22 protein-coding genes are annotated in these 21,363 nt (G+C 64.5%); 8 read left to right on the top strand and 14 right to left on the bottom strand.

Features of this window, described 5'->3' with window-relative positions; genetic code table 11:
- Positions 1 to 313 precede the first annotated feature (313 nt).
- Positions 314 to 1,027 (top strand): hypothetical protein, encoded by a 714-nt coding sequence (locus ACHAC9_RS07560; protein ID WP_435758704.1) that lies wholly within the window; start codon positions 314 to 316, stop codon positions 1,025 to 1,027.
- A 12-nt stretch (positions 1,028 to 1,039) separates the two neighbouring features.
- Here the strand turns inward: ACHAC9_RS07560 and ACHAC9_RS07555 are convergent, their stop codons facing one another.
- Positions 1,040 to 2,206 carry a 4-hydroxybenzoate 3-monooxygenase gene (locus ACHAC9_RS07555; RefSeq protein WP_435758702.1) on the bottom strand — a complete coding sequence of 389 codons (1,167 nt, stop codon included), beginning with the start codon at positions 2,204 to 2,206 and terminating at the stop codon, positions 1,040 to 1,042.
- A gap of 125 nt (positions 2,207 to 2,331) precedes the next feature.
- On the opposite strand from ACHAC9_RS07555, the gene ACHAC9_RS07550 reads away from it, so the two are divergent.
- Positions 2,332 to 3,270, top strand: coding sequence for a helix-turn-helix domain-containing protein (locus ACHAC9_RS07550; RefSeq protein ID WP_435758700.1), 939 nt, complete (start codon positions 2,332 to 2,334; stop codon positions 3,268 to 3,270).
- 308 nt (positions 3,271 to 3,578) lie between these two features.
- Here ACHAC9_RS07550 and ACHAC9_RS07545 read toward each other — a convergent pair whose 3' ends face one another.
- Entirely contained in the window at positions 3,579 to 4,136 is a 558-nt protein-coding gene (locus ACHAC9_RS07545; RefSeq protein ID WP_435758698.1) for a GNAT family N-acetyltransferase, read from the bottom strand.
- The gene (locus tag ACHAC9_RS07540; protein WP_435758696.1) at positions 4,133 to 4,906 is read right to left on the bottom strand and encodes an IclR family transcriptional regulator domain-containing protein; all 774 of its coding nucleotides are present in this window, start codon (positions 4,904 to 4,906) and stop codon (positions 4,133 to 4,135) included. The genes ACHAC9_RS07545 and ACHAC9_RS07540 overlap by 4 nt, the downstream gene beginning before the upstream one ends.
- 143 nt (positions 4,907 to 5,049) lie before the next feature.
- Here ACHAC9_RS07540 and pcaH point away from each other — a divergent pair, with 143 nt between their 5' ends.
- The 4 genes from pcaH to pcaCD are packed head-to-tail and all read left to right on the top strand — an operon-like array spanning position 5,050 to position 8,951.
- Positions 5,050 to 5,742 (top strand): protocatechuate 3,4-dioxygenase subunit beta, encoded by a 693-nt coding sequence (pcaH, locus tag ACHAC9_RS07535; protein ID WP_435758694.1) that lies wholly within the window; start codon positions 5,050 to 5,052, stop codon positions 5,740 to 5,742.
- A 10-nt stretch (positions 5,743 to 5,752) separates the two neighbouring features.
- Positions 5,753 to 6,274: a protocatechuate 3,4-dioxygenase gene (locus ACHAC9_RS07530; protein WP_435758693.1), complete on the top strand. Its 522-nt coding sequence runs from the start codon at positions 5,753 to 5,755 to the stop codon at positions 6,272 to 6,274.
- A 13-nt stretch (positions 6,275 to 6,287) separates the two neighbouring features.
- On the top strand, positions 6,288 to 7,685 hold the full coding sequence (gene pcaB / locus ACHAC9_RS07525) for a 3-carboxy-cis,cis-muconate cycloisomerase (protein WP_435758691.1): 1,398 nt from the start codon (positions 6,288 to 6,290) through the stop codon (positions 7,683 to 7,685).
- Between the two features lie 3 nt (positions 7,686 to 7,688).
- Positions 7,689 to 8,951 carry a bifunctional 4-carboxymuconolactone decarboxylase/3-oxoadipate enol-lactonase PcaCD gene (gene pcaCD, locus ACHAC9_RS07520; RefSeq protein WP_435758689.1) on the top strand — a complete coding sequence of 421 codons (1,263 nt, stop codon included), beginning with the start codon at positions 7,689 to 7,691 and terminating at the stop codon, positions 8,949 to 8,951.
- Between the two features lie 81 nt (positions 8,952 to 9,032).
- On the opposite strand, the gene ACHAC9_RS07515 is transcribed toward pcaCD, so the two are convergent.
- Together ACHAC9_RS07515 and ACHAC9_RS07510 are read right to left on the bottom strand one after the other, a co-directional pair.
- Positions 9,033 to 9,989 (bottom strand): PDR/VanB family oxidoreductase, encoded by a 957-nt coding sequence (locus ACHAC9_RS07515; protein ID WP_435758687.1) that lies wholly within the window; start codon positions 9,987 to 9,989, stop codon positions 9,033 to 9,035.
- A complete protein-coding gene (locus ACHAC9_RS07510; RefSeq protein ID WP_435758685.1) occupies positions 9,986 to 11,029 on the bottom strand; it encodes an aromatic ring-hydroxylating dioxygenase subunit alpha in 1,044 nt (347 codons plus the stop codon). The genes ACHAC9_RS07515 and ACHAC9_RS07510 overlap by 4 nt, the downstream gene beginning before the upstream one ends.
- A 135-nt stretch (positions 11,030 to 11,164) precedes the next feature.
- Here ACHAC9_RS07510 and ACHAC9_RS07505 point away from each other — a divergent pair, with 135 nt between their 5' ends.
- Positions 11,165 to 11,665 carry a MarR family winged helix-turn-helix transcriptional regulator gene (locus ACHAC9_RS07505; protein WP_435758683.1) on the top strand — a complete coding sequence of 167 codons (501 nt, stop codon included), beginning with the start codon at positions 11,165 to 11,167 and terminating at the stop codon, positions 11,663 to 11,665.
- Between the two features lie 49 nt (positions 11,666 to 11,714).
- On the opposite strand, the gene ACHAC9_RS07500 is transcribed toward ACHAC9_RS07505, so the two are convergent.
- The 8 genes from ACHAC9_RS07500 to ACHAC9_RS07465 all read right to left on the bottom strand — a co-directional run bounded on the left by ACHAC9_RS07500 (position 11,715) and on the right by ACHAC9_RS07465 (position 18,909).
- Positions 11,715 to 12,869 (bottom strand): ABC transporter substrate-binding protein, encoded by a 1,155-nt coding sequence (locus ACHAC9_RS07500; protein ID WP_435758813.1) that lies wholly within the window; start codon positions 12,867 to 12,869, stop codon positions 11,715 to 11,717.
- Between the two features lie 86 nt (positions 12,870 to 12,955).
- Entirely contained in the window at positions 12,956 to 13,657 is a 702-nt protein-coding gene (locus ACHAC9_RS07495; RefSeq protein WP_435758681.1) for an ABC transporter ATP-binding protein, read from the bottom strand.
- Complete coding sequence (locus tag ACHAC9_RS07490; protein ID WP_435758679.1) at positions 13,650 to 14,402, bottom strand: ABC transporter ATP-binding protein; 753 nt, start codon at positions 14,400 to 14,402, stop codon at positions 13,650 to 13,652. The genes ACHAC9_RS07495 and ACHAC9_RS07490 overlap by 8 nt, the downstream gene beginning before the upstream one ends.
- Positions 14,399 to 15,376, bottom strand: a complete 978-nt coding sequence (locus tag ACHAC9_RS07485; RefSeq protein ID WP_435758811.1) for a branched-chain amino acid ABC transporter permease — start codon at positions 15,374 to 15,376, stop codon at positions 14,399 to 14,401. The genes ACHAC9_RS07490 and ACHAC9_RS07485 overlap by 4 nt, the downstream gene beginning before the upstream one ends.
- A gap of 68 nt (positions 15,377 to 15,444) precedes the next feature.
- Positions 15,445 to 16,311 carry a branched-chain amino acid ABC transporter permease gene (locus ACHAC9_RS07480; protein WP_435758677.1) on the bottom strand — a complete coding sequence of 289 codons (867 nt, stop codon included), beginning with the start codon at positions 16,309 to 16,311 and terminating at the stop codon, positions 15,445 to 15,447.
- Between the two features lie 78 nt (positions 16,312 to 16,389).
- The gene (pcaF, locus tag ACHAC9_RS07475; protein ID WP_435758675.1) at positions 16,390 to 17,592 is read right to left on the bottom strand and encodes a 3-oxoadipyl-CoA thiolase; all 1,203 of its coding nucleotides are present in this window, start codon (positions 17,590 to 17,592) and stop codon (positions 16,390 to 16,392) included.
- Positions 17,593 to 17,608: 16 nt separating this feature from the next.
- A complete protein-coding gene (locus tag ACHAC9_RS07470; RefSeq protein ID WP_435758673.1) occupies positions 17,609 to 18,247 on the bottom strand; it encodes a CoA transferase subunit B in 639 nt (212 codons plus the stop codon).
- A complete protein-coding gene (locus tag ACHAC9_RS07465; protein ID WP_435758671.1) occupies positions 18,244 to 18,909 on the bottom strand; it encodes a 3-oxoacid CoA-transferase subunit A in 666 nt (221 codons plus the stop codon). The genes ACHAC9_RS07470 and ACHAC9_RS07465 overlap by 4 nt, the downstream gene beginning before the upstream one ends.
- 184 nt (positions 18,910 to 19,093) lie before the next feature.
- Between ACHAC9_RS07465 and ACHAC9_RS07460 the strand changes: the two genes are divergently transcribed.
- Positions 19,094 to 19,945 (top strand): IclR family transcriptional regulator domain-containing protein, encoded by an 852-nt coding sequence (locus ACHAC9_RS07460; RefSeq protein WP_435758669.1) that lies wholly within the window; start codon positions 19,094 to 19,096, stop codon positions 19,943 to 19,945.
- Positions 19,946 to 20,099: 154 nt separating this feature from the next.
- Here ACHAC9_RS07460 and ACHAC9_RS07455 read toward each other — a convergent pair whose 3' ends face one another.
- A complete protein-coding gene (locus ACHAC9_RS07455; protein ID WP_435758667.1) occupies positions 20,100 to 21,197 on the bottom strand; it encodes a porin in 1,098 nt (365 codons plus the stop codon).
- Positions 21,198 to 21,363 lie beyond the last annotated feature (166 nt).

Below are 21,363 nucleotides of genomic sequence, written 5' to 3'. Positions count from 1 at the left end.
TGTTGTTCTGATGTTGTTCCGAGGTGCCGGGCGTCGTTCGCCCGGCGGCATCGCGTCTCTTCTTCCTCCCGCCCCGCCCCCCATCTGTCCCGATTTGCGCAAGATCATCCCTTGCAACGGAACTGTTCAGTTGTTTGCGACTCTGACTTGACAGGTGCATCGACATGACGAGCGCCGCCGGTGCAGCAAACCTCTTCACCGGGCTTTACCCGGATTTACGCGGTGATCCGCTTCCCGCCCAGCAGGGCGTTTGCAGGACTTGCATAGACTTCACGAGGACGATCCACTCCACGGCATGTCATGAGGAGGACCCATGGAAACGCCCGAACTGGTAACAAAACTGATGGAGCATGCCCGCCTGGCGCTGGAGCTGGCGCGCCTGCCGGTGGTCCGGCTGCGCTTCGAGCAGGGGCGCAACCCCGAGGGCATCCGCCACGCCCATGCGCTCTTCACCCGTCCCCATGCGCGCTACAAAATGTTTCGCAACAAGACGATGGGTATCGCCCTGATCGACCTGACCGCCTTCGGCGGCCATCCCGGCGGCTATTTGCACACGGTGCGGCGCAGCGGCCACGCCGGCCCGCAAAGCCGCAAGGCCGCCGCGCGCGGCTACCAGCTGCGCCGCATCGACCGCAACGCGCATATCGACGAGATCCACGCCATCCACACCTCCTGCGAACAGCGCCAGGGGCGGCCGATGGACCAGTCCTACCGGGTCAAACGAAGCGCCTACGAGGATGCATCCCATGTCGAATGCCATGGCGTCTTCGATGCGACAGGCCGGCTGGTCGCCTATTGCAGCATGGGGCGCTACGGCAACTTCGCCGCGACCGACCAGCTGATGGGCTACAAGAACCAGGACGGCATCATGTACCTGTTGCTGTTGTCGATCGTCTGCCGCCTGATCGAAGAGCGCGAGGTCGATTACTTCATGTACGACACGTTTCTTGGGGCGCAGCCGGGACTGCGCGATTTCAAGCGCAGGGTGGGGTTTCGTCCGTACCGGGCGCGCTATGAGCTGGTCTGATTGCGTCCTTTTTTAGAACGCGCCCACATAGTTTTCCGCCAGCGCCGTACGCATGGCGCGCGAGGCCACCACATTGTCGAGTTCAGCGCGCTGGATCTGGCGCTCGAAGGGCGTTGCATCATCAAACGTGTGCAGCATGCGCGTCATCCACCACGAGAAATATTCGGCGCGCCAGATGCGCTTCAACGCGGCTTCCGAATACCCGTTCAGCCCTTCCTCGCCTTCTCCCTGGTAGAACGCGGTCAGCGCCTTGGAGAGCACCCGCACGTCGGAAATTGCCAGGTTCATGCCCTTGGCGCCGGTCGGCGGCACGATGTGGGCGGCGTCGCCGGCCAGGAACAGTCGGCCGTGGCGCATCGGCGCGCAGACAAAACTGCGCATGCCGATGATGCCCTTCTGGAAGATCCTGCCTTCCTTCAGCTTCCAGCCGTCGTGATGCTCGAGGCGCGCATGCAGCTCGGACCAGATGCGGTCGTCCGACCAGGCCTCGACCTTGTCGTGCGGGTCGCACTGGAAGTACAGGCGCTGCACCGTGGACGACCGGGTGCTGACGAGGGCGAAGCCGCGCTCGTGCTGGGCGTAGATCAATTCATCCGAGGATGGGGCGGACTCGACCAGGATGCCGAACCAGCCGAACGGGTAGATGCGCTGGAAATCCTGACGCACCTCCGCCGGGATCATTGGCCGCGACACGCCATGAAAGCCGTCGGCCCCGATCACGAAATCGGCCTCGATGCGCTCCGCCTGGCCGCTGTGGACAAAACTCACCGAGGGCTGGGCACTGTCGATGTCGTGCAGCGCCACCTCGCTCACCTCGAAGCGCAGGTCGCCGCCGGCCGCCATGCGCGCCGCCACCAGGTCGATGATGACTTCGTGCTGGGGATAGACGGTAATTGCTTTTCCGGTCAGCTCCATCAGGTCGATTCGGTGGCGCTGCCCGCCGAAGGCGAGCTCGAAGCCATGGTGCAGCGCGCCTTCGCGCCGCATGCGTTCGCCGACGCCGGCCTCGTTCAGGATATCCATGCTGCCCTGCTCGAGCACGCCGGCACGGATGGTCGCCTCGATGTCGGCGCGGCTGCGCATTTCCAGCACAATCGATTCGATGCCCTGCATGTGCAGCAGGTGCGAGAGCAGAAGGCCGGCCGGGCCGGCGCCGATGATGGCGACTTGCGTACGCATGATGTGTCTCCGAATGTGTTTTAGTTGACACCATCGTAGTGCGGCACGGGATTGAAAAGAATGGATCAAATCCGAAAAGACTTGTACTATTTTTGCATTAACGGATCTGACAAGACTTTCTCGCCATGCCTGCCCTCCCTGCCGTTCCACGCTTGACAGTGCCCGAATTCGCCCTGTATGGCGAAGCAACACGGGGCAAGGATGCCGAAGCCGTGCATATCGAGCTGATCGAGACACGCAGCCGCAAGTATGACTGGCACATTGACACCCACACGCATGCGGGCTTGTTTCAGGTACTTTTTTTACTGGGCGGACAGGTTCGCGCGAACATCGATGGCGACTGCTGGGAATGCGATGCGCCGGTTGCCCTGACAATCCACCCTTCGCTGCCGCATGGCTTCGATTTTTCGGAGGAAGCACATGGCTATGTGCTGACGGTCGACCAGAACATGCTGTTCGCCGCCGCCGGCCACGAGGGCGACCTGTTTTCCTCGCTGTTCGTGCAGCCGCTCGCCATTGGCCTGGGCACCGCGCCCGAGATGGTGGCGCGCATCGAGGCGCTGCTGCAGAACCTGACGCTGGAAGCCGCCTGGCCGCGCCACGGCCACGCGCTGATGCTCGAATGGCTGGCGCGCAGCACGCTCCTGCTGCTGGTGCGGGTCCGGGCCGAGCGCCACATCGCCGACACCTCGGGCCGCGGCGACTTCGAGTTATTTAGCCGCTTTCGGGTCGAAGTCGAGCGCCATTACAAGGAACAATGGCAGGTCGGGCAGTACGCCGATTGCTTGCGCGTGGCCCCAACGCGGCTGAACCGGCTGTGCCTGAAGCTGGCTGGCAAATCGGCATTCGAAATCACCCAGGACCGCCTGATGCTGGAGGCCTGCCGCAAGCTGACCTATGTGCCGGCCGGGGTGTCGAGCATTGCCTATGAGCTGGGATTCCAGGACCCGGCCTATTTCAGCCGGCTCTTCAAGAAACTGATGGGGGTGACGCCGAAGGAATTCCGGCGCCGGCAGCAGGACCTAGGGGTCATTGAGGCCAATCGGCCAATGCCAGTCAGTTGAACAAATAGCGTGGTCCCGTCCGGCGGTTTTCCTTGGCAGCAGTGCACCGTAGCGCAGGCCTGTGCTTCACTGACTGGCATTAGGGCAATAGCCTTTACTTTATGACAGGTTCACCAAGCGGCTCCACCCTGACAGATGAACCGACGTGGCCTGTGCGCCGCCCACGCGTTCAAGGCACGCATGCAATGAGGTGACGCGCGGTGTCGTCAGTTGGTGAACGCATGGCGGCGCTGGCGCTACCGCTATTCACGCACCCGGGTGGAGCCGACCACCCTACCGGTATGATCCACCGCCCGGCGGCGGCCCCGTTAGCGCCTGAATTGCGTGCGCAACAGGCCGTAGACATGGTGGTCGACGAACACGCCGTTCAGGCATTCGTCCTGGCGCAGCAAGCCTTCCCGCACAAAGCCCAGCCGTTCGGCCACGCCGATGCTGGGGGCGTTGCTTGTTGCACAGCGCAATTCGATCCGGTTGAGTCCAAGCGTGTCGAAGCACCATGCGAGTACGGCCTGCAGAGCCGCCGTAGCGATGCCCTTGCCTGTGAACTGACTGCCAAGGAAATAGCCGATGCTGGCCTTGCGGTCGTCGTGGTCGATGTCGCGCACGCGAACCGAGCCGCACAAGCTGTCTTTCACGAAGAGATGCCACTCGAAGACGTCGCCCTCGTCGGCACCGACGGCAGCGCGCTCGAGGTGGGCAGTCGCCGCCTCAACGGTCGACAAGGTGGCGACCATCGGCAGGTAGACATTCAGGCGGTCCCGGTCGTGGCACACCAGTGCGGCGAGCATGACGGCATGGCCGACCGTGACGGGGATGATGGCGATGCCAGCGCTCGTTTCGAGCGCAACCGGTTTCACCAGATTCATAACAGTGCCCCCAGTTCGACCTGAATCTTGATCATCGCCGGCAGGCAGCGTTCGACCATCTGCTCGATCGGCAAGCGCCCCGCGTGCACGCTGACATTCATCGCCGCGACCGCCTCGCCCCTGAAATTTCTCAAAGGCACGGCGATCGTGCGCAGCCCGAGTTCCAGCTCCTGGTCGACCAGCGCATAACCCTGGGCTCTGGCGCGGGCGATTTCCAGCGCCAGCCGCTCGCGATGCACGATCGTGTGCTGGGTGATCGGCTCCGGCTGCGCGCGTTCGAGGAACGCCGCGATCTGCGCCTGCGGCAAACTGGCCAGCAACATGCGCCCGTTGGCGGTGCACCAGGCCGGCACGCGCGTACCCGGCTGCAGCGTGGCAGACACCAGCTGCCCGGCGCTGACCGCCGCCACGCAGACCAGCTGATCATGGTCGAGCACGCCGACCGACGCCGCCTCCCCCAGCGAATACGCTAGCCGGTACAGCAGAGGCTGGGCGATGCGCGGCAGGCGCGCAGAATGCAGGTAACTCTGGCCGAGGCGCAGCACGGCCGGCGTCAACGAGAACAATTTATTTTCATGACGCATGTAGCCCAGGTGCGTCAGCGTGATGAGGTAACGGCGGGCGGCGGCCCGCGTCAGGCCGGTGGCCTCGGCCACCTCGGCAATCGTCAGGCGCGAACGCTCCTGGTCAAAGGCTTCGATCACCTTCAAGCCCTTTTCCAGGCCGGCGACGAGGTCGCGTTCGAGCGGGGTTACCGTTGTTTCTGTCATGGCAAGCAAAAAGGTCATCGATTTGTGCGAGTATCGCACAAGCGGTGCGCACTGCGGACGGCTAGGCGGTCGGGATGCTTGTCGCCGAGGCTAGTCAGGCCTACCATTTTGACTACCGACAAGACCACTGAAGGAGACAGGCCGTGAAATTCGACGTCATCGAACCGGGTATCTACCCCGAACTCATCTATGCTGCGTATAAATCGACCGTGGCGCGCGGACCGAAGCAGCCGAACTTGCGCATCGAGGCGCCAGTCCCGACCACGCAGAACATTGTCACCACGCCACGCCTCTTGCTGCCGAACGACGCCGACCTGACCAGGCACGGCCAAAGCGATCCGCTGGGCGAAAAGATCGTCGTCACCGGCCGCGTGGTCGACGAGGACGGCAAGCCGGTGCGCAATTCCCTGGTCGAAGTCTGGCAGGCGAATTCGGCGGGCCGCTACTGGCACAAGAAGGACCAGCACGCCGCCCCGCTCGATCCCAACTTTTTTGGTGTCGGCAAGATGCTGACCGACGACGAAGGCCGCTACCGCTTCGTCACGATCAAGCCCGGTCCCTACCCATGGGGCAACCACGACAAGGCCTGGCGCCCGGCGCACATCCACTTTTCCTTGTTCGGCAACGTCTATGCCCAGCGCCTGGTGACGCAGATGTATTTCCCGAGCGATCCGCTGTTCGACTACGACCCGATTTTCCAGAGCGTGCCCGACGCCAGTGCGCGCCAGCGCCTGGTGTCGCGCTTCAGTCTTGAGGAAACCGTCGGCGCCGAGATGCTCGGCTACGAATTCGATATCGTCCTGCGCGGACGCAACGCCACGCCGATGGGCCTGTAAGGAGAACATCATGAGCAACATCACCACCTCGCAAACCATCGGCCCCTTTTCGCACGAAGCCTGGCAATGGGCGGTCGACGCCTGCACGCCGTCGAACCTGAAGTCGAGCGCACCGACCATCACGATCGGGGGCGTCATCTATGACGGTAACGGCGCGCCGATCAACGACGCTCAGATCGAAGCATGGACGCCCGACGGCGCCGCGCATGAAGCCGGCCATGCGATCCCGGGTTTTCGCCGCGTGCCCAGTGGCGAAGCGGGCGAATTCTCGCTGTCCCTCTCGCTGCCCGAAGGCGCCACGCGCGGCGAGCCGGTCATGTACGTCACCGTCTTTGCACGGGGCCTGGTAAAACACCAGTTTACGGCAGTGTTCCTGGAAGACGACGCGGGCCTGGCGGAATCGGCGATACTGGGCCAGGTGCCGCAAGCGCGCCGCGCCACCCTCCTCGCGCGCAAGACCGGCGAATACGCCTACCGCTGGGACATCTGGATGCAGACCGAGAAGGAAACCGTCTTCTTCGATTACGCATGACCCGGGAGTGCATGTGAGCGTATCGATTTTCGACAGTTTCCTGAGCACCCCTGACATGATCGCCAGTTTTGATGATGCGGCGATCGTGGGAGCGATGTTCAGGTTTGAAGCCGCGCTGGCGCGGGCCCAGGCTGAGGAAGGCCTGATTCCGGCAAACGCAGCCAGTGCGATCGCCGGCGTTTGCAACGCCCAGCTGTACGACATTCCGGCCCTGATTCTTGCGGGCCGGCGCGCCGGCAGCCTGGCCATCCCGCTGGTGAAGGAGCTGACCAGGACCGTCGCGCTGTATGACGAAGGCGCGGCGCGCCATGTGCATTGGGGCAGCACCAGCCAGGACGTGATCGACACGGCGATGGTGCTGGTCACGCGCGAAGCCTTGCAGCTGCTCGACGATGGCTTGCATGCGCTGTGTGCGCATTTGCTGGCGCTGGCCGAGAACCACCTGGCCACGCCGGTACTGGCGCGCACGCTGATGCAGCCGGCCCAGGTGACGAGTTTCGGTTTCAAGGCGGCCGGCTGGCTGGCGCCCCTGGTGCGTGCGCGCGAATCGCTGCGCCTGGCCGCCGCCCGTGCACTGCAACTGCAGCTGGGGGGGGCGGTCGGCACACTCTCCGTGATGAAAGAACAGGGTGCGGCGGTCGCGGAACGCGTGGCAGCGCAGCTCGGCCTGAAGGTCGCCGACGCAGCGTGGCACACGCAGCGTGACGAATGGGTGCGCCTCGGCCTGGAAGTGGCGGTCCTGACGGGCAGCCTGGGTAAGCTCGCGACCGACCTCTCCCTGATGGCGCAGGGCGAAGTCGCCGAGCTGGCAGAACCCTCGGGCAATGGCCGTGGCGGCTCGTCGGCGATGCCGCACAAGAGGAACCCCGTGTCGTCGATGATCGCGCTGGCCGCGTCGCGCCGCACGCCCCAGCATGCGGCGGCGCTGCTGTCCTGCATGGACCAGCAGCACGAGCGCGGCCTGGGCAACTGGCAGGCCGAACTGGCCGAATGGCCGCCGCTGTTCTTGTCCGCCCACGGTGCATTGCACGCGCTGAACGAGGCCTTTGCCGGCCTCGCGGTCGATTCGGCGCGCATGCTGCGCAATATCGCTTCCTTGCAGGGACTCGTGTTCGCCGAGAGCGCGTCGAGCTACCTGGCCGGCGCCATCGGGCGTCCAGCCGCGCATGCGCTGCTCGAGCGCCTGACCGTTCGCGTGAGCGCGGAAGGCCGCCCGCTCGACGCGCTCCTGACCGACGCCGTCAAGGCCGATGCGCAGCTTGCCGCGCACGTCGACCTGCAGATGCTTGTCACCCTGTTCGACCCGGTCGTCGCCCTGGCGCCGGCGCGCGGCCTGGCCGCCATGCAGCTCGATGGCCTGCGCCGCCGCTGCGCCGAGCTCGACACCACCCACCCTTTTCGAGAGGTATGACCCATGAGTTTCGATCCGATTGACCACGATTTCGAACGCGGCTTGCAGAACCGCCGCAGCGTGCTGGGCGACGAGTGGGTCGACCGCTCGCTGAACAAGGCCACCAGCTTCAATGCCGACTTCCAGAACCTGATCACGCGCTTCGCCTGGAACGAGATCTGGGGCCGTCCGGGCCTGGATCACAAGACGCGGCGCGCGATCGTCCTGTCGATCACGATCGCGCTCGGGCGCTGGGAAGAGTTCGAGCTGCACGTACGCGCCGCCCTGCTTGGCGAAGAAGGCAGCCGCTTGAGCCCGGATGAAATCAAGGAGATCCTGATGCAGTCCGCGATCTACGCCGGCGTGCCGGCCGCGAATACGGCGTTCACGCATACGCTGGCGATCCTGCGCGAGGTCGGGGAGCAGATCGGGTATGTGCTCGAACCTGCGGCACCAGCCGCGGTCGCGCATTCCGGCGTCGGACGCGAAGGGCGCACCCACAGCAGCCCTGCCCTGCACTACAGCGTACGCGAGCCGGGCAATGGCAAGGCACCGCGTCACACGGTCGTGTTGAGCCATGCGCTCGGGTGCGACCTGACGATGTGGGACAGCCTGGCGAATGGCCTGGCGGCCGATTGCCGTGTGATCGCCTACGATCATCGCGGGCATGGCAGTTCGGATGCGCCGGATGCGGCCTACACGATGGCGGACCTGGCAGACGACGCGGCGCGCCTGCTGCGCGAGCTCGATACGGGGCCGGTGGTGTGGGTCGGCCTGTCGATGGGCGGCATGGTCGGGCAGGAACTGGCGCTGCGCCATCCATCGCTGGTGCGCGCGCTGGTGCTGGCCAATACCACCAGTGGCTATCCGGAAGGCGCGCGCGTGGTGTGGGAACAGCGGATCACTACCGTGCAGTCCCAGGGGATCGAGGCGATTGCGGATGCGGTGATGGGGCGCTATTTTCATGACGCGTTCCGCGCTGCGAAAGCTGCTACCGTGGCGCGTTTCCGGCGCCGGCTCGTGAGCACTGACGCGGTGGGGTATGTCGGGTGCTGCAATGCGGTGGGCAAGGTCGATACGACCGCGCGGCTGGGACAGATCGGCGTCCCGACGCTTGTGATTGCGGGGGAACTGGACCAGGGGACGCCGGTGGCGATGGCGCAGGCGCTGGCGGAAGCGATTCCGGGGGCGACGCTGGAAGTGCTCGGCGGTGCTTCGCACCTCAGTGCGGCCGAGCAGCCCGCAGCGTTTGCGCAGCTTGTTGTCGGGTTTGTGGCGGGGCTGTAAGCGCTTTTCGACTGCTTGAGCGTTCGTTGAACGCGTGGACGGCGGCGCCGTGGGGCCGCCGAAGTCCACCCTGCCAAAGCCTTACAGATCCAATACCAGCACCTTGGTCTTCGCCCTTGAACAGCAGGGCATAAACTGGTCGTTCGCCGCCTGCTCTTCCTCGGTCAGATACATGTCGCGATGATCCGGCACGCCTTCGATCACGCGCGTCAGGCAGGTGCCGCAAACGCCCTCCTCGCACGAATACGGGATCTCGACCCCAGCCTCGGCCAGTACCTTGATCACCGTCGTCCCGGCCGGGACCGTCAACACCTGGCCACTCGAGGCCAGCTTCACGTCGAAGGACCCGTCCCCGCTCGTGTCGACCGCCGCCGCGCTGAAGTACTCGACGTGCAGCTGCGCGGATGGCCAGCCCTGCGCCTTGGCGGTGCCGAGCACGTATTCGATGTAGCCCTGCGGACCGCAGACATACAGGTGGGTGTCAAGCGGCGGGTTGGCCAGCAAGGCCGCCATGTCGAGCTTTTGCGACACGTCGCCGCTGTCGTAATGGAAGTGCACCAGGTCGCGCAAGTGCGACTCCCCCAGGCGTTGCTTGAACGCCGCCTTCTCGGGCGAGCGGGCGCAGTAGTGCATCTCGAACGCGGCGCCTTTGGCCGCCAGCGACTCGGCCATCGCCAGGATCGGCGTGACGCCGATGCCGCCCGCCATCAGCAGCGTGCGTTTCGCCTCGACCAGCGGGAAGTGGTTTTTTGGCGCCGAGATGGTCAATACCGTGCCGACCTCGATGCGGTCGTGCATCGCTTCCGAGCCGCCGCGCGACGTGGCGTCGCGCAGCACGCCGATCTGGTAGCGGTGGGTTTCATGCGGCGCGTTGCAGAGCGAGTACTGGCGCACCAGGCCGCCCGGCAGGTGGACGTCGACATGCGCGCCGGCTTCAAAGCTCGGCAAGGCGGCGCCACCGGTGGGCACCAGCTCGTAGCTGCAGATGCCGTCGGCTTCGTTCGTCTTGCTGGCGACTCTCACCTCGATCGGGCTCATGGCGCGAACTCCCTGGTCTGCTCTTTCGCCAGCCAGGCGTCGATGATGCGGCGCGATTGCACGCCGCCGGCATCGATATTGAGCATCAGGAGCTTGCGCTCCGGGTGGCGCAGGATGTTTTGCTGCTGCAGTTCCAGCATTTCGCGGTCCTCGCCGAAGATCTTGCCCTGGCCTTCGCGGATGGTGTTGGTGAGCTCTGCGTCCTGCGGCTTGAAGTTGCGCGCCATGCCCCAGAAATACCAGTGCGAGGTCTCGGTCTCGGGGGTGATGAAGTCGACCACGATCGAAGACGCCTTATGCGCCGGGTCCGCATGGTAGCCGCCCTTGCCGGCATGCGCGACGCCGACTTCGATCAGCACGTGGCTGGGCGCATTGAAGCGGCAGATCTGCCAGCGGTCGACCGGCACATCGTCGGCCAGGCCGTTGCCGCGCAGGGCCGCTTGCCAGAACGGCGGCGCCATGATGTTTTCCATGAAGCGGCTGGTGACCACCTGTTCGCCCTCGACCTTTGTCGTAACGGGCGCCTCGTCGATTTCCTTCTGGCCGATGGACGACGCGTGGACATAGGTCTCGTGGGTCAGGTCCATCAGGTTGTCGACCATCAGGCGGTAGTCGCAGTTGATGTGGTACAGGCCGCCGCCATAGGCCCATTCGGGGTTGTCCGCCCATTCGAGGTGGTGGATGGTGGCGGGATCGGCCGCTTCCCTGTCGCCGGTCCAGACCCAGATGAAGCCGTAGCGCTCTTCCACCGGATAGCTGCGAATGGCGGGAAAGCCGCGCACGCGCTGGCCGGGCATGCTGATCGCCTTGCCCTCGCAGCCCATTTCCAGGCCGTGGTAGCCGCACACCAGGTTGCCGTCGCGGACAAAGCCGAGCGAGAGCGGCGCGCCGCGGTGCGGGCAAAAGTCTTCGACCGCGGCGACCTTGCCGCCCTGGCCGCGGTAGAACACGATTTTCTCGCCGCAGATCTGGCGGCCGAGGGGTTGAGCGTCGATTTCATCCGGGGTGCAGGCTACGTACCAGGCGTTTTTCGGGAACATCCTTGTCTCCTTTGGGGTTTGTGCTTTATATTCAGTGCACTGAATGTGAGAAAAGTATCACGCGTTTGCGGCACGAAGTAAACTAGGTTTTCAAACTTTTTTGATGGTGCAGCGCACCACTGAATGACAGGAAATATGCCTACAGAAAAAACAGCCGCTGGCCGGGGCGCGATGCTCGATTTATACCAGCATCCGGGCCACTTGCTGCGACGCGCCCAGCAGATTTCGGTGTCGATTTTTTACGACGAAATGGGGAGCGAACTGACGCCTGTGCAGTACGCGATCCTGAGTCGGCTGGCCGAGCATCCGGGGATCGACCAGGTGTCGCTGGCGGGACTGGCGGCGATCGATACCTCGACCGGGGCCACGGTGTGTGCGCGGCTCGAGGAAAAGGGGCTGCTGGAGCGCAAGGTGCTTCCGCATAACCGGCGCCAGCGTTCACTGACCATGACGGCGGCCGGTCAGGCGCTGCTCGATGACCTGGTGCCGGGCGCGCAGCGCCTGCGCCAGCGCTTGCTCGATCCCTTGAGCGCGCAGGAGCAAGACGTGTTCATGGGCTTGCTGGCGAAGCTGGTGCATGAGAATAACGAGCAGAGCCGGGCACCGTTGGCGCTGCCGATGGCGGTGGACGGGTGAGCGAAATGACCGGAGGCGGACACGGTGTCAACCCGTGTCCGTCGCTTCCTTACTCCACCCCTGGGTCCTTGAACTTCTCGACCTTGTCGAACTCGACGTTGAACACGCCGCTGGCGCCCTGCTCGGCCTTGCGGATGTAGACGTTTTGCACGATGTCGCGGGTGGCGGGATCGATCGTCACGGGGCCGCGCACGCTGGTCCAGGACTGGCCTTTCATCGCCTCCAGCAGTTTCGGTCCTTCGCTGTTGCCGCCCGTTTTCTTCAACGCGGCATACAGCAGGTGCATGCCGTCATACGCGCCGACGGCGTGGAAGTTCGGGCGCATGTTCTTGTTCGCCTTCGTGAAGGCGGCAACGAAGGCCTTGTTTTCCGGCGACGGGTGCGCGGCCGAGTAGTGGTGGCTGCTGACCACGCCGACAGCCGCGCTGCCGATGCTCGGCATCAGGTCGTCATCGAGCACGTCACCGGTGGCGATCAGGCGGATACCGGCTTCTGCGAGACCGCGGTCAGTGAACTGCTTCAGGACGGCCGCGCCCTCGCCCGAGGGCACGAACACGAACAAGGCGTCGGGTTTCGCATCCTTCACGCGCGCCAGGAAGGGCGAATAGTCGGGGTTGCGCAGCGGCGCGCGCAGCGAGGCGACGATCTTGCCGCCGGCTGCCGTGAAGTCTTTGACGAACACTTTTTCGGCATCGATGCCGGGACCGTAGTCGGACACGAAGGTCACGACCGACTTGATCTTGTTCTTGGCGGCCCACTGCGCCATCGGCGCGGTGACCTGCGCCAGCGTGAAGCCGGTGCGCACGATGTACGGGGAGCGCTGCGGGATCACCGACGTGGCCGCGTTCATGACGATCATCGGCACCTTCGCTTGCGTGGCGACCGGCGCGGCGGCGAAAGCGAGCGGGGTCAGGCCGAAGCCCGCAAGCACCTGCACCTTGTCGCGCGAGACCAGTTCCTGGGCGATGCGCTTGGTGACGTCGGGCGAGACGCCGCCATCGTCCTTCAGGATGATCTGGATGTCGCGGCCGGCGACGCTGGCGCCGTTTTGCTGCAGGAAGAGTTTGACGGCGGCGTCGACCTGGCGGCCGGTCGAAGCGAAGGGGCCGGACATCGGGACGATGAGGCCGACTTTCAGGGGCTCGGCGGCGCTGGCCAGGCTTGAAGCCAGGCCGGCGCTGATGACGGCGGCGCCGAGGACGATGTGGCGGCGGGTTTTGTTGGATTTGTTTAGCACGTGTGTCTCCTGTTTATTATGGTTGCGCCTGGTGGCGCTTCTACGAAAATCGATTACGCGACCGAGACTAGCCGATCCAGCTTCTCGCCATCGGCCAGCAAACTCGCGCTGTCCGAATCGTGGACGATCCTCCCGCGGTCGAGCACGATGGCGCGCGAGGTCAGCGACAGCGCCAGGCGCGCATGCTGCTCGACCACGATCACCGACATGCCCTCCTCGGCTACCAGCTTCCCGATCACGCGCACCAATTCCTGCACGATGATCGGCGCGAGACCTTCCATCGGCTCGTCGAGCAGCAGGATGCGCGGATTCGTCATCAGGGCACGGGCGATGGCCAACATTTGTTGTTCGCCACCAGACAATTGATTGCCCATGTTCGCGCGCCGTTCGTGCAGGCGCGGAAACACCTCGTAGACCTTGGCCAGGGTCCACGGCCCGGGCCGCGCCACCACCGTCAGGTGTTCTTCGACGGTGAGCGACGGGAACATGTGGCGTTCCTGCGGCACCCAGCCCAGGCCCGAACGCGAACGTTGATAGGTCGGCACGCGCGCGATGTCGGCGCCGCCCCAGAGGATCGCGCCCTTGTGCAGGCGCGTCAGGCCCATCAGCGTGACCAGCAAACTGGTCTTGCCGACGCCGTTGCGGCCCAGCAGCGCCAGGCTGTCGCCCTCGTTCATCGTGAACGACACGTCTTCCAGCACGATCGATTCGCCGTAGCCGGCGGTGACCTTGTCCAATGCCAGCAGTTCAGCCATGTTCCACCTCGCCCAGATACACTTCTTTTACGCGTGGATCGGCGGCAATCTCTGCCGGCGTCCCTTCGGTCAGCACCTTGCCGCCGACCAGCACCGTGATGCGGTCGGCAAAGCGGAACACGAGCCCCATGTCGTGCTCGATGAAGACCACGGTCACATCGCGCGGCAGTCCGGCGATTACTTCGAACAGCTCCTTGCTCTCGGCCGAGGGGATGCCGGCGGCCGGTTCGTCCAGCAGCAGGATCTTCGGTTTCGTCGCCAGCGCCAGCGCGATCTCGACCAGGCGCTGCTTGCCATAGGCCATGCTGCGCGTGATGGAGTTCGCTTCCCTGGTCAGCTTCAGGGTGGCCAGCAAGGCCATCGCCTCCTCGACCACGTCGTCATGCTTTTCGACCGTCTTCCACCAGGTCGTGTGCAGGCCGCGCCGTTCGCAGATCGCCAGCACTACCGATTCGAGCACGGTCATGCCCGCGAACAGGGTGTTGATCTGGAAGGTGCGCGTCATGCCGAGCTTGACGCGCCCGTGCTGCGGCAGTTTGGTGATGTCTTCGCCGCCGAGATACACCTTGCCGCCCGTCGGCGCCAAGCCGCCGGTCAGCAGATTGATGAAGGTGGTCTTGCCGGCGCCGTTCGGGCCGATCAGCGCGTGGCGCGCGCCGGGCTCGAAGGTCAGCGAGATATCGGTGTTCGCCTTGAACGCGCCCCACTGTTTCGAGAGCCCTTCCGTACGCAGGGTATTGGTCATGCTGGCTCCTTGCGCTTGAACCGGTTGAGGATTTTTTCAGCGCCGCCCAGGATGCCGCCGCGTGCGAACAGCACGATCAGCACCAGCAGCAGGCCAATGTAGAACTGCCAGTAGGCCGGATCCTTGCCGGCGATGTAGTCCTGCGCCACCATGAACACGGCCGCACCGATCAGCGCGCCGTACAGGCGCCCGGTACCGCCCAGCACCAGCATGATCAGGAGTTCCGCCGAACGCGGGAAGCCCAGTACGTCCAGGCCCACGAACTGGGTGGTCTGTGCCAGCAATGCACCGGCCACGCCGGCAACGGCCGCGCTGACGGTGAAGATGGCGACCAGCCGACGGTCGACGTTCGCGCCGATGGCCGGCATGCGCCGTCCGCCTTCGCGGATACCGCGCAGCGACAGGCCGAAGGGCGAATTGACGAGACGGCGCATGACGACGAACAGGATGAACAGCACAGCGAGGCTGTACCAGAAGGCGGTCTTGCCATACAGGTCGAACTCGAAGGTGCCGAACAGCTTCCCCATCACCATCCCCGACAGGCCGTCGACGCCGCCGGTAATGAAGGCCGCTTTATTGGCCGCCTCGAACAGCATCAGGCCGATGCCGAGCGTGACCATCAAGCGCGCCAGGTCCTGGCCGCGCACGACGAGAAAACTGACGATGAAGCCGACGATGCCGGCCACGATTGCCGCAGCGAACAGTCCCGAAACAGGTTCGCCCCAGCCATGCACCGACAACAGGCCGGCCGTGTAGGCGCCCAGGCCAAAGAAGGCCGCATGGCCGAGCGAGACGATGCCGGCATAACCCAGGATCAGGTCGAGCGACAAGGCGAACAGGCCGATGATCATGATCTGGCTGATCAGGACCAGGTACTCGGGGAACAGGAAATAGGACGCGACCGGCAGCAGCCAGAACACGATCTCGAGCGGCTTCCAGCGGTCGTTCGGCAGGTGCAGGGCGGACTTGTCCATGGCAATGGTCGCTTCAGTGGCCGGCGTACCGGCGCTCTTGTCTTTCAGGATGGGGTTGGAAAAGGCACTCATGCTTTCCTCCGCACCAGACCGAATGGGAACAGGATCAACAGGACGACCATCAGCGTGTAGATGACGAAGGCGCCCACTTCCGGCACATAGTATTTGCCGGCGACGTCGAACACGCCCAGGATCAGCGCCGCGATCAGCGGGCCTTTGATAGAACCGGCGCCACCGACGGCGACCACCAGCAGGAAATACACCATGTACTTGACCGGGAAGCTCGGGTCGAGACCGAGCACGTCGATGCCCAGGCCGCCACCCAGGCCGGCGAGACCGGAACCGAGCGCAAACGTCAGGCTGAACACACGGCTGACGTTGATGCCCAGGCCCGCGGCGGCGGTCTGGTTGTCGACCGAGGCGCGGATCTGGGCGCCGAAGCGGGTGCGTTCGATCAGCAGGTACAAACCGAGCGTGACCAGCACCACGACACCGATCAGGAACAGGCGGTAGGAGCCGACGTCCAGCCCCAGCACATGCACCTGGCCGCGCAGCCAGTCCGGCAGTTCCACCGGCTGCTGGGTCGGCCCGAACAGGAAGGTGGCGCCGGCCACGGCCATGAAGGTCAGGCCGATCGAGAACAGCACCTGGTCGAGGTGGGTCGCCTGGTACAGCTGGCGGTACAGCGTGCGTTCCAGCACCAGGCCGACCACCGCCGCGGCGAGAAACGCCAGCGGCAGCGTGGCCAGGAAGGGCATGCCGAGTTTGCTGAGCAAGGTGACGCAGACATAGCCGCCGACCATGGCAAAGGCGCCGTGGGCCAGGTTAATGAAGTTCATCAGGCCCATCGTGACCGAGAGGCCGACGCTGATGAGGAACAACAGGCTGCCGTAGGCGATCCCGTCGAAGAGCACGCCGATGAAATTACCGATCATGGTCGCCTCCCTGGTTTTTTATCTTGCTGGTTCATGCTGTTTGTCTCCTGCTTGTATTTTTGTACTACCTGAAACGGCTCAGACCCGTTCGATCACCATCGCAATCCCCTGCCCCACGCCGATGCACATGGTGCACAGTGCATAGCGTCCGCCCGTACGATGCAGCTGGTACATGGCGGTGGTAACGAGACGGGCGCCGCTCATGCCGAGCGGGTGGCCGAGGGCGATGCCGCCGCCGTAGGGGTTCACTCTCGGATCGTCGTCGGCAATGCCGAGTTCGCGCAATACCGCCAAGGCTTGCGATGCAAAGGCTTCATTGAGTTCGATGACGTCCATCTGGTCGAGGTTCATGCCGAGCTGCTTCATCAGCTTCTTGGTGGCAGGCGCCGGGCCGATGCCCATCACGCGCGGCGGCACGCCCGCAGTGGCCATGCCGACGATGCGGGCACGCGGCGTGAGGCCATGCTGCTTGGCTGCTTCGCTGCTGGCGATCAGCACGGCGCAGGCGCCGTCGTTGACGCCCGATGCATTGCCGGCGGTGACGGAGCCGTCCGGATGGACGACGCCCTTCAGTTTGGCCAGCGCTTCGATGCTGGTTTCGCGCGGATGCTCGTCCTGTGCGAACGCGACGTGGTCACCTTTTTTCTGCGGGATCAGCACCGGGACAATTTCGTCCGCATACAGGCCTTCGCGCCAGGCGCGGGCCGTCTTTTGCTGGCTGGCGAGCGCAAACTTGTCCTGGTCTTCGCGCGAGACCTTGTAGTCGACGGCGACGTTCTCGGCTGTTTCGGGCATCGAGTCGGTGCCGTACAGGTGCTTCATCTGCTTGTTCGGGAAGCGCCAGCCGATGGTCGTGTCATAGATCGTGGCCTGGCGCGAGAAGGCGCTGTCGGCCTTGCCCATCACGAAAGGCGCGCGCGTCATCGATTCGACGCCGCCGGCGATCATGAGTTGGGTTTCGCCGGCCTTGATGGCGCGCGCGGCAATGCCGATCGCATCCATGCCGGAGCCGCACAGGCGGTTCACGGTGGTGCCGGCCACGTCCGGCGGCAGGCCCGCCAGCAAGGACGACATGTGGGCGACGTTGCGGTTGTCCTCGCCGGCCTGGTTGGCGCAGCCGAAGATCACGTCGTCGACCATCGTCCAGTCAACGGTGGGGTTGCGCCGCATGAGTTCGCGCAGCGGCACGGCGCCAAGGTCGTCGGCACGCATGTCTTTCAGGGTGCCGCCGTAGCGGCCGATCGGGGTGCGAATCGCATCGCAGATAAAAGCGTCAATCATGATCATCCTCTTCAAGTCAGGGCGCCAGCAGGGGCGCGGAGGTTGCGGCTTGCAGTTCGTCGAAAGACAGGCCCGGCGCCATCTCGACGACGCGCAAGCCCTCGAGAGTCACGTCCAGCACCGCGAGATCGGTATAGATGCGGTTCACGCATGCCACGCCGGTCAGCGGGTAGGTGCATTGCGGGACGATCTTGCTCTCCCCGGTCTTAGTCTGGTGGTCCATCATCACGAACACCTTCTTGGCGCCGAGCGCCAGGTCCATCGCGCCGCCCACGGCCGGAATCGCATCCGGCGCGCCGGTATGCCAGTTGGCGAGATCCCCCTTTTCGGACACCTGGAAGGCGCCCAGCACGCAGATGTCGAGGTGGCCGCCGCGCATCATGGCAAACGAGTCGGCGTGGTGGAAGTAGGCGCCGCCGGTGAGGATCGTCACCGGCTGCTTGCCGGCGTTGATCAGGTCTTCGTCTTCCTCGCCTTGCGCAGGGGCCGGGCCCATGCCGAGCAAGCCGTTCTCGCTGTGCAGGAACACTTCACGGTCGGCGGGCAGGAAGTTGGCCACCTTGGTCGGCAGGCCGATGCCGAGGTTGACGTAGGCACCCTCGAAAATGTCTTGCGCGACGCGGGCGGCGATCTGGTCTCGTGTAAAGCGGTTCATGCTGCCTCCTTCACCACGCGCTGGACGAAAATGCCCGGCGTGACGATGTTTTCCGGGTCGAGTTCGCCGAGTTCGACAATCTCGGCAACCTGGGCGATCGCGACCTTGGCGGCCATCGCCATGATCGGGCCGAAGTTGCGCGCGGTCTTGCGGTACACGAGGTTGCCCCAGCGGTCGCCCTTCAAGGCCTTGATGAGCGCGAAGTCGGCGTGGATCGGCGACTCGAGCACGTAATGGCGTCCGTCGATCAGGCGCGTCTCCTTGCCCTCGGCGAGCAGGGTGCCGTAGCCGGTCGGGGTGAAGAAGCCGCCGATGCCGGCGCCGGCGGCGCGGATGCGCTCGGCCAGGTTGCCTTGCGGGGTCAGCTCGAGTTCGATGTCGCCGGCGCGGTACAGCGCATCGAAGTGATGCGAGTCGCTCTGGCGCGGGAAGGAGCAGATGATCTTGCGCACGCGCTTGGCAGCGAGCAGCGCGGCCAGGCCGGTGTCACCGTTGCCGGCATTGTTGTTGACGATCGTGAGCTCACGTGCACCCTGGTTGATCAGCGCATCGATCAGTTGGGCCGGCATGCCGGCATTGCCGAAGCCGCCGATCATGACGGTAGCGCCGTCGTGCACGTCGGCGACGGCACGCTCCAGCGATTCATAGGTTTTGTCGATCATGTTTTCACCTTGGTGCGACACCTTGACGAGCGCCATGACTGCTGGCGCACTTGTAATGTTGTTGGCGTTGTTCGATAATCGAACTAATGATTGATTACCGCCCAACCAAGTGTAGTAGCACGCTGGCCGAAAGGTCAAGAAAAAAGACCAATCGAAGCGCTCTCCCCTGCTTTAAAATCGCGCCATGACAAATTTGACCAAGCAAGCACCCAATTCGAGCGATGCCGGCAGTGAGCAGCCGGAAGAACGCGAACTGACGATCGCCGAGCAAATCGACGCCCTCACCAACCCCAGCTTCATGACCTCGCTGGCCCGTGGCCTGGCGGTCGTGCAAGCCTTCAGCGATTCGCGCAAACCCCAGACCATTGCCCAGATCAGCCAGAAGACCGGCATCCCGCGCGCCGCCGTACGGCGCTGCCTGTTCACGCTGCAGCAGCTCGGCTATGTGGACGCGGAACTGAACAATTTTTCGCTGCGCCCGAAGGTGCTGACGCTGGGCTACTCCTACCTGTCGTCGACGCCGCTGACCGTCTCCAGCCAGCCCTATCTGAACGCCATCAGCCGCGACCTCGGCGAATCGTGTTCGCTGGCCGTGCTGGAAGATGGCGAAGTGCTGTACGTGGCGCGCTCGGCCGCGTCGCGCGTGATGTCGGTGGCCCTGAATACCGGCAGCCGCCTGCCGGCGTATTGCACGTCGCTGGGCCGCGTGATGCTGGCGCACTTGCCGGCGGCCGACCTGGATGCCTATTTTGCGAAGACCAAACTGAAAGCCATGACCGACAGGACGGAAACCAACCCGAAGCGCCTGCGCGAGATCCTGGTCGAGGTGCGCCAGGACGGTTATGCGATCAACGATGAAGAACTGGAACTCGGCCTGCGCTCGATTGCCGTGCCGGTGCGCGGCGCCTCGGGCCAGGTGCTCGCTGCGCTCAACGTCGGCGCCCAGGCCAGCCGCGTCAGCGCCGAACGCATGCAGCAGGAGTTCCTGCCCATCCTGCTGCGCGGCGCGCAGGAACTGTCGGTCCTGCTGCCGTAAAGCTTGTCTCGAAAAGGTTTTGCAGTAAAGGTTCCGGAGCCTCGAGAAACCGTAGCGAGCGGAAGAAATCTTGGCCGAGAAGCGCAGCTGTACTTAAGTACAGCGAGCATCGCAGGCCAAGAGTTCGACGCGCAGTAGGTTTATCGAGGTTCCATCAGAAGTGGTGGCGCAGGCCGACCATCGCACCGTTCTGCGCCAGGCCGGCACCCACGGTGCCGCCCGCATCCAGCGCCACCGCCGACACGCCGTCATTGTCCATCCGGCCGACGGCGCCGTAGACGAAGGTGCGCTTCGACAGCGCATAGGTCAGGCGGGCGACCAGCATGTCGACGTCGTTGTCCGAGTTCTTGGTGTCGCGCCGTGCGACCTGAGCGTCGACGACGAAGGGGCCGAACGGATGGCTGGCGCCGAAGTAGAACAGGTTCGATTCCGAGAAGCCCGTCGCTGGATTCGCGTTCGTCTCGCGCGCGATCACGCCGGCGCCGAGTTTGGTCGGACCGAGCATCAGGTAGCCGTTGACAGTCCTGCGCACGTCGGTGTTGATGCTGCTGGTCAGGCCGCCGGCGGCGCCCGTGTTGCCGCGCAGCTGGTCCCAGGACGTGTTCAGGCCCCAGGCCTTGGTTTCGTAGCCGATCAGGCCAGTGACCTGGCGGCAGGCTTTCGAATTGCCGCCGACTTCGCCGGGGCAGTTGGTGGCGGCCGGGCCACCGGCGGCCGAGGCGTCACGCCCGAAACTCCAGGTCGCGCCCAGCACGAAGCCGCCCACATTGCCCAAGTAGCCGATCGCATTGTCGGTGCGCGCGTTCGGCAGGTAGCCGTCGATGCTGCCGATGGCGAACAGGTGCGGTCCCAGCACGTCGGTCTTCAGGCCCGAGATGTAGGTCATGTTCTGCTGGCGGCCGAGGGTCAGCGTGCCCCATGCGCCTTTCAGTCCCACGTTGGCATTGCGGCCGAAGATGCGGCCACCCTGCTGTGCCACGCCGGTGTCGAGCGCCAGGCCGTTTTCCAGCACGAAGAACGCCTGCAGGCCATTGCCGAGATCCTCGGTGCCGCGGAAACCGATGCGCGACGGGAAGGAGCTGGTGAGCGACGGGATCTTGGTGATCGAATCGCCCGCGCTGTTGACGTTGGTCGTGTGCGCGACGCCGCTGTCGACGATACCGTAGATCTGGACCGAAGTCTGGGCATGGGCGGCAGTGGCGGCGGCAAGGCCGCACATCAGCGCGACGGCGCTGCAGATGGTGTTCTTCATGTTGTCTCCGTATTTTATGATGGCGTGTGCGATTACCGAACAAGAGGTTGTTAATCGAACGCTATTTGGATACTATGGTTGTCACGGAAGCTTGTCAACAATATGCTAAGGGCGGCGTCGGCGCAGTTGTGATAACGACACGCAGGCACGCCGATGCGCAAGGACT

Source organism: Massilia sp. CMS3.1, assembly GCF_051262535.1.
GTDB lineage: Bacteria > Pseudomonadota > Gammaproteobacteria > Burkholderiales > Burkholderiaceae_D > Telluria.
Note: the sequence above shows the minus strand (reverse complement) of the source record. Positions and strands in the feature narration are given on the sequence as shown.

Excerpts from the sequence above, each read along its gene's own strand:
- ACHAC9_RS07480 (WP_435758677.1), bottom strand. The coding sequence starts at position 16,311 with ATGATCGGTAATTTCATCGGCGTGCTCTTCGACGGGATCGCCTACGGC.
- ACHAC9_RS07505 (WP_435758683.1), top strand. The coding sequence starts at position 11,165 with ATGCCTACAGAAAAAACAGCCGCTGGCCGGGGCGCGATGCTCGATTTA.
- ACHAC9_RS07455 (WP_435758667.1), bottom strand. The coding sequence starts at position 21,197 with ATGAAGAACACCATCTGCAGCGCCGTCGCGCTGATGTGCGGCCTTGCC.
- ACHAC9_RS07530 (WP_435758693.1), top strand. The coding sequence starts at position 5,753 with ATGAGCAACATCACCACCTCGCAAACCATCGGCCCCTTTTCGCACGAA.
- pcaF (WP_435758675.1), bottom strand. The coding sequence starts at position 17,592 with ATGATTGACGCTTTTATCTGCGATGCGATTCGCACCCCGATCGGCCGC.
- ACHAC9_RS07510 (WP_435758685.1), bottom strand. The coding sequence starts at position 11,029 with ATGTTCCCGAAAAACGCCTGGTACGTAGCCTGCACCCCGGATGAAATC.
- ACHAC9_RS07460 (WP_435758669.1), top strand. The coding sequence starts at position 19,094 with ATGACAAATTTGACCAAGCAAGCACCCAATTCGAGCGATGCCGGCAGT.
- ACHAC9_RS07555 (WP_435758702.1), bottom strand. The coding sequence starts at position 2,206 with ATGCGTACGCAAGTCGCCATCATCGGCGCCGGCCCGGCCGGCCTTCTG.
- ACHAC9_RS07550 (WP_435758700.1), top strand. The coding sequence starts at position 2,332 with ATGCCTGCCCTCCCTGCCGTTCCACGCTTGACAGTGCCCGAATTCGCC.
- ACHAC9_RS07540 (WP_435758696.1), bottom strand. The coding sequence starts at position 4,906 with ATGACAGAAACAACGGTAACCCCGCTCGAACGCGACCTCGTCGCCGGC.
- ACHAC9_RS07485 (WP_435758811.1), bottom strand. The coding sequence starts at position 15,376 with ATGGACAAGTCCGCCCTGCACCTGCCGAACGACCGCTGGAAGCCGCTC.
- ACHAC9_RS07545 (WP_435758698.1), bottom strand. The coding sequence starts at position 4,136 with ATGAATCTGGTGAAACCGGTTGCGCTCGAAACGAGCGCTGGCATCGCC.
- ACHAC9_RS07490 (WP_435758679.1), bottom strand. The coding sequence starts at position 14,402 with ATGACCAATACCCTGCGTACGGAAGGGCTCTCGAAACAGTGGGGCGCG.
- ACHAC9_RS07515 (WP_435758687.1), bottom strand. The coding sequence starts at position 9,989 with ATGAGCCCGATCGAGGTGAGAGTCGCCAGCAAGACGAACGAAGCCGAC.
- ACHAC9_RS07560 (WP_435758704.1), top strand. The coding sequence starts at position 314 with ATGGAAACGCCCGAACTGGTAACAAAACTGATGGAGCATGCCCGCCTG.
- ACHAC9_RS07495 (WP_435758681.1), bottom strand. The coding sequence starts at position 13,657 with ATGGCTGAACTGCTGGCATTGGACAAGGTCACCGCCGGCTACGGCGAA.
- ACHAC9_RS07465 (WP_435758671.1), bottom strand. The coding sequence starts at position 18,909 with ATGATCGACAAAACCTATGAATCGCTGGAGCGTGCCGTCGCCGACGTG.
- ACHAC9_RS07470 (WP_435758673.1), bottom strand. The coding sequence starts at position 18,247 with ATGAACCGCTTTACACGAGACCAGATCGCCGCCCGCGTCGCGCAAGAC.
- pcaCD (WP_435758689.1), top strand. The coding sequence starts at position 7,689 with ATGAGTTTCGATCCGATTGACCACGATTTCGAACGCGGCTTGCAGAAC.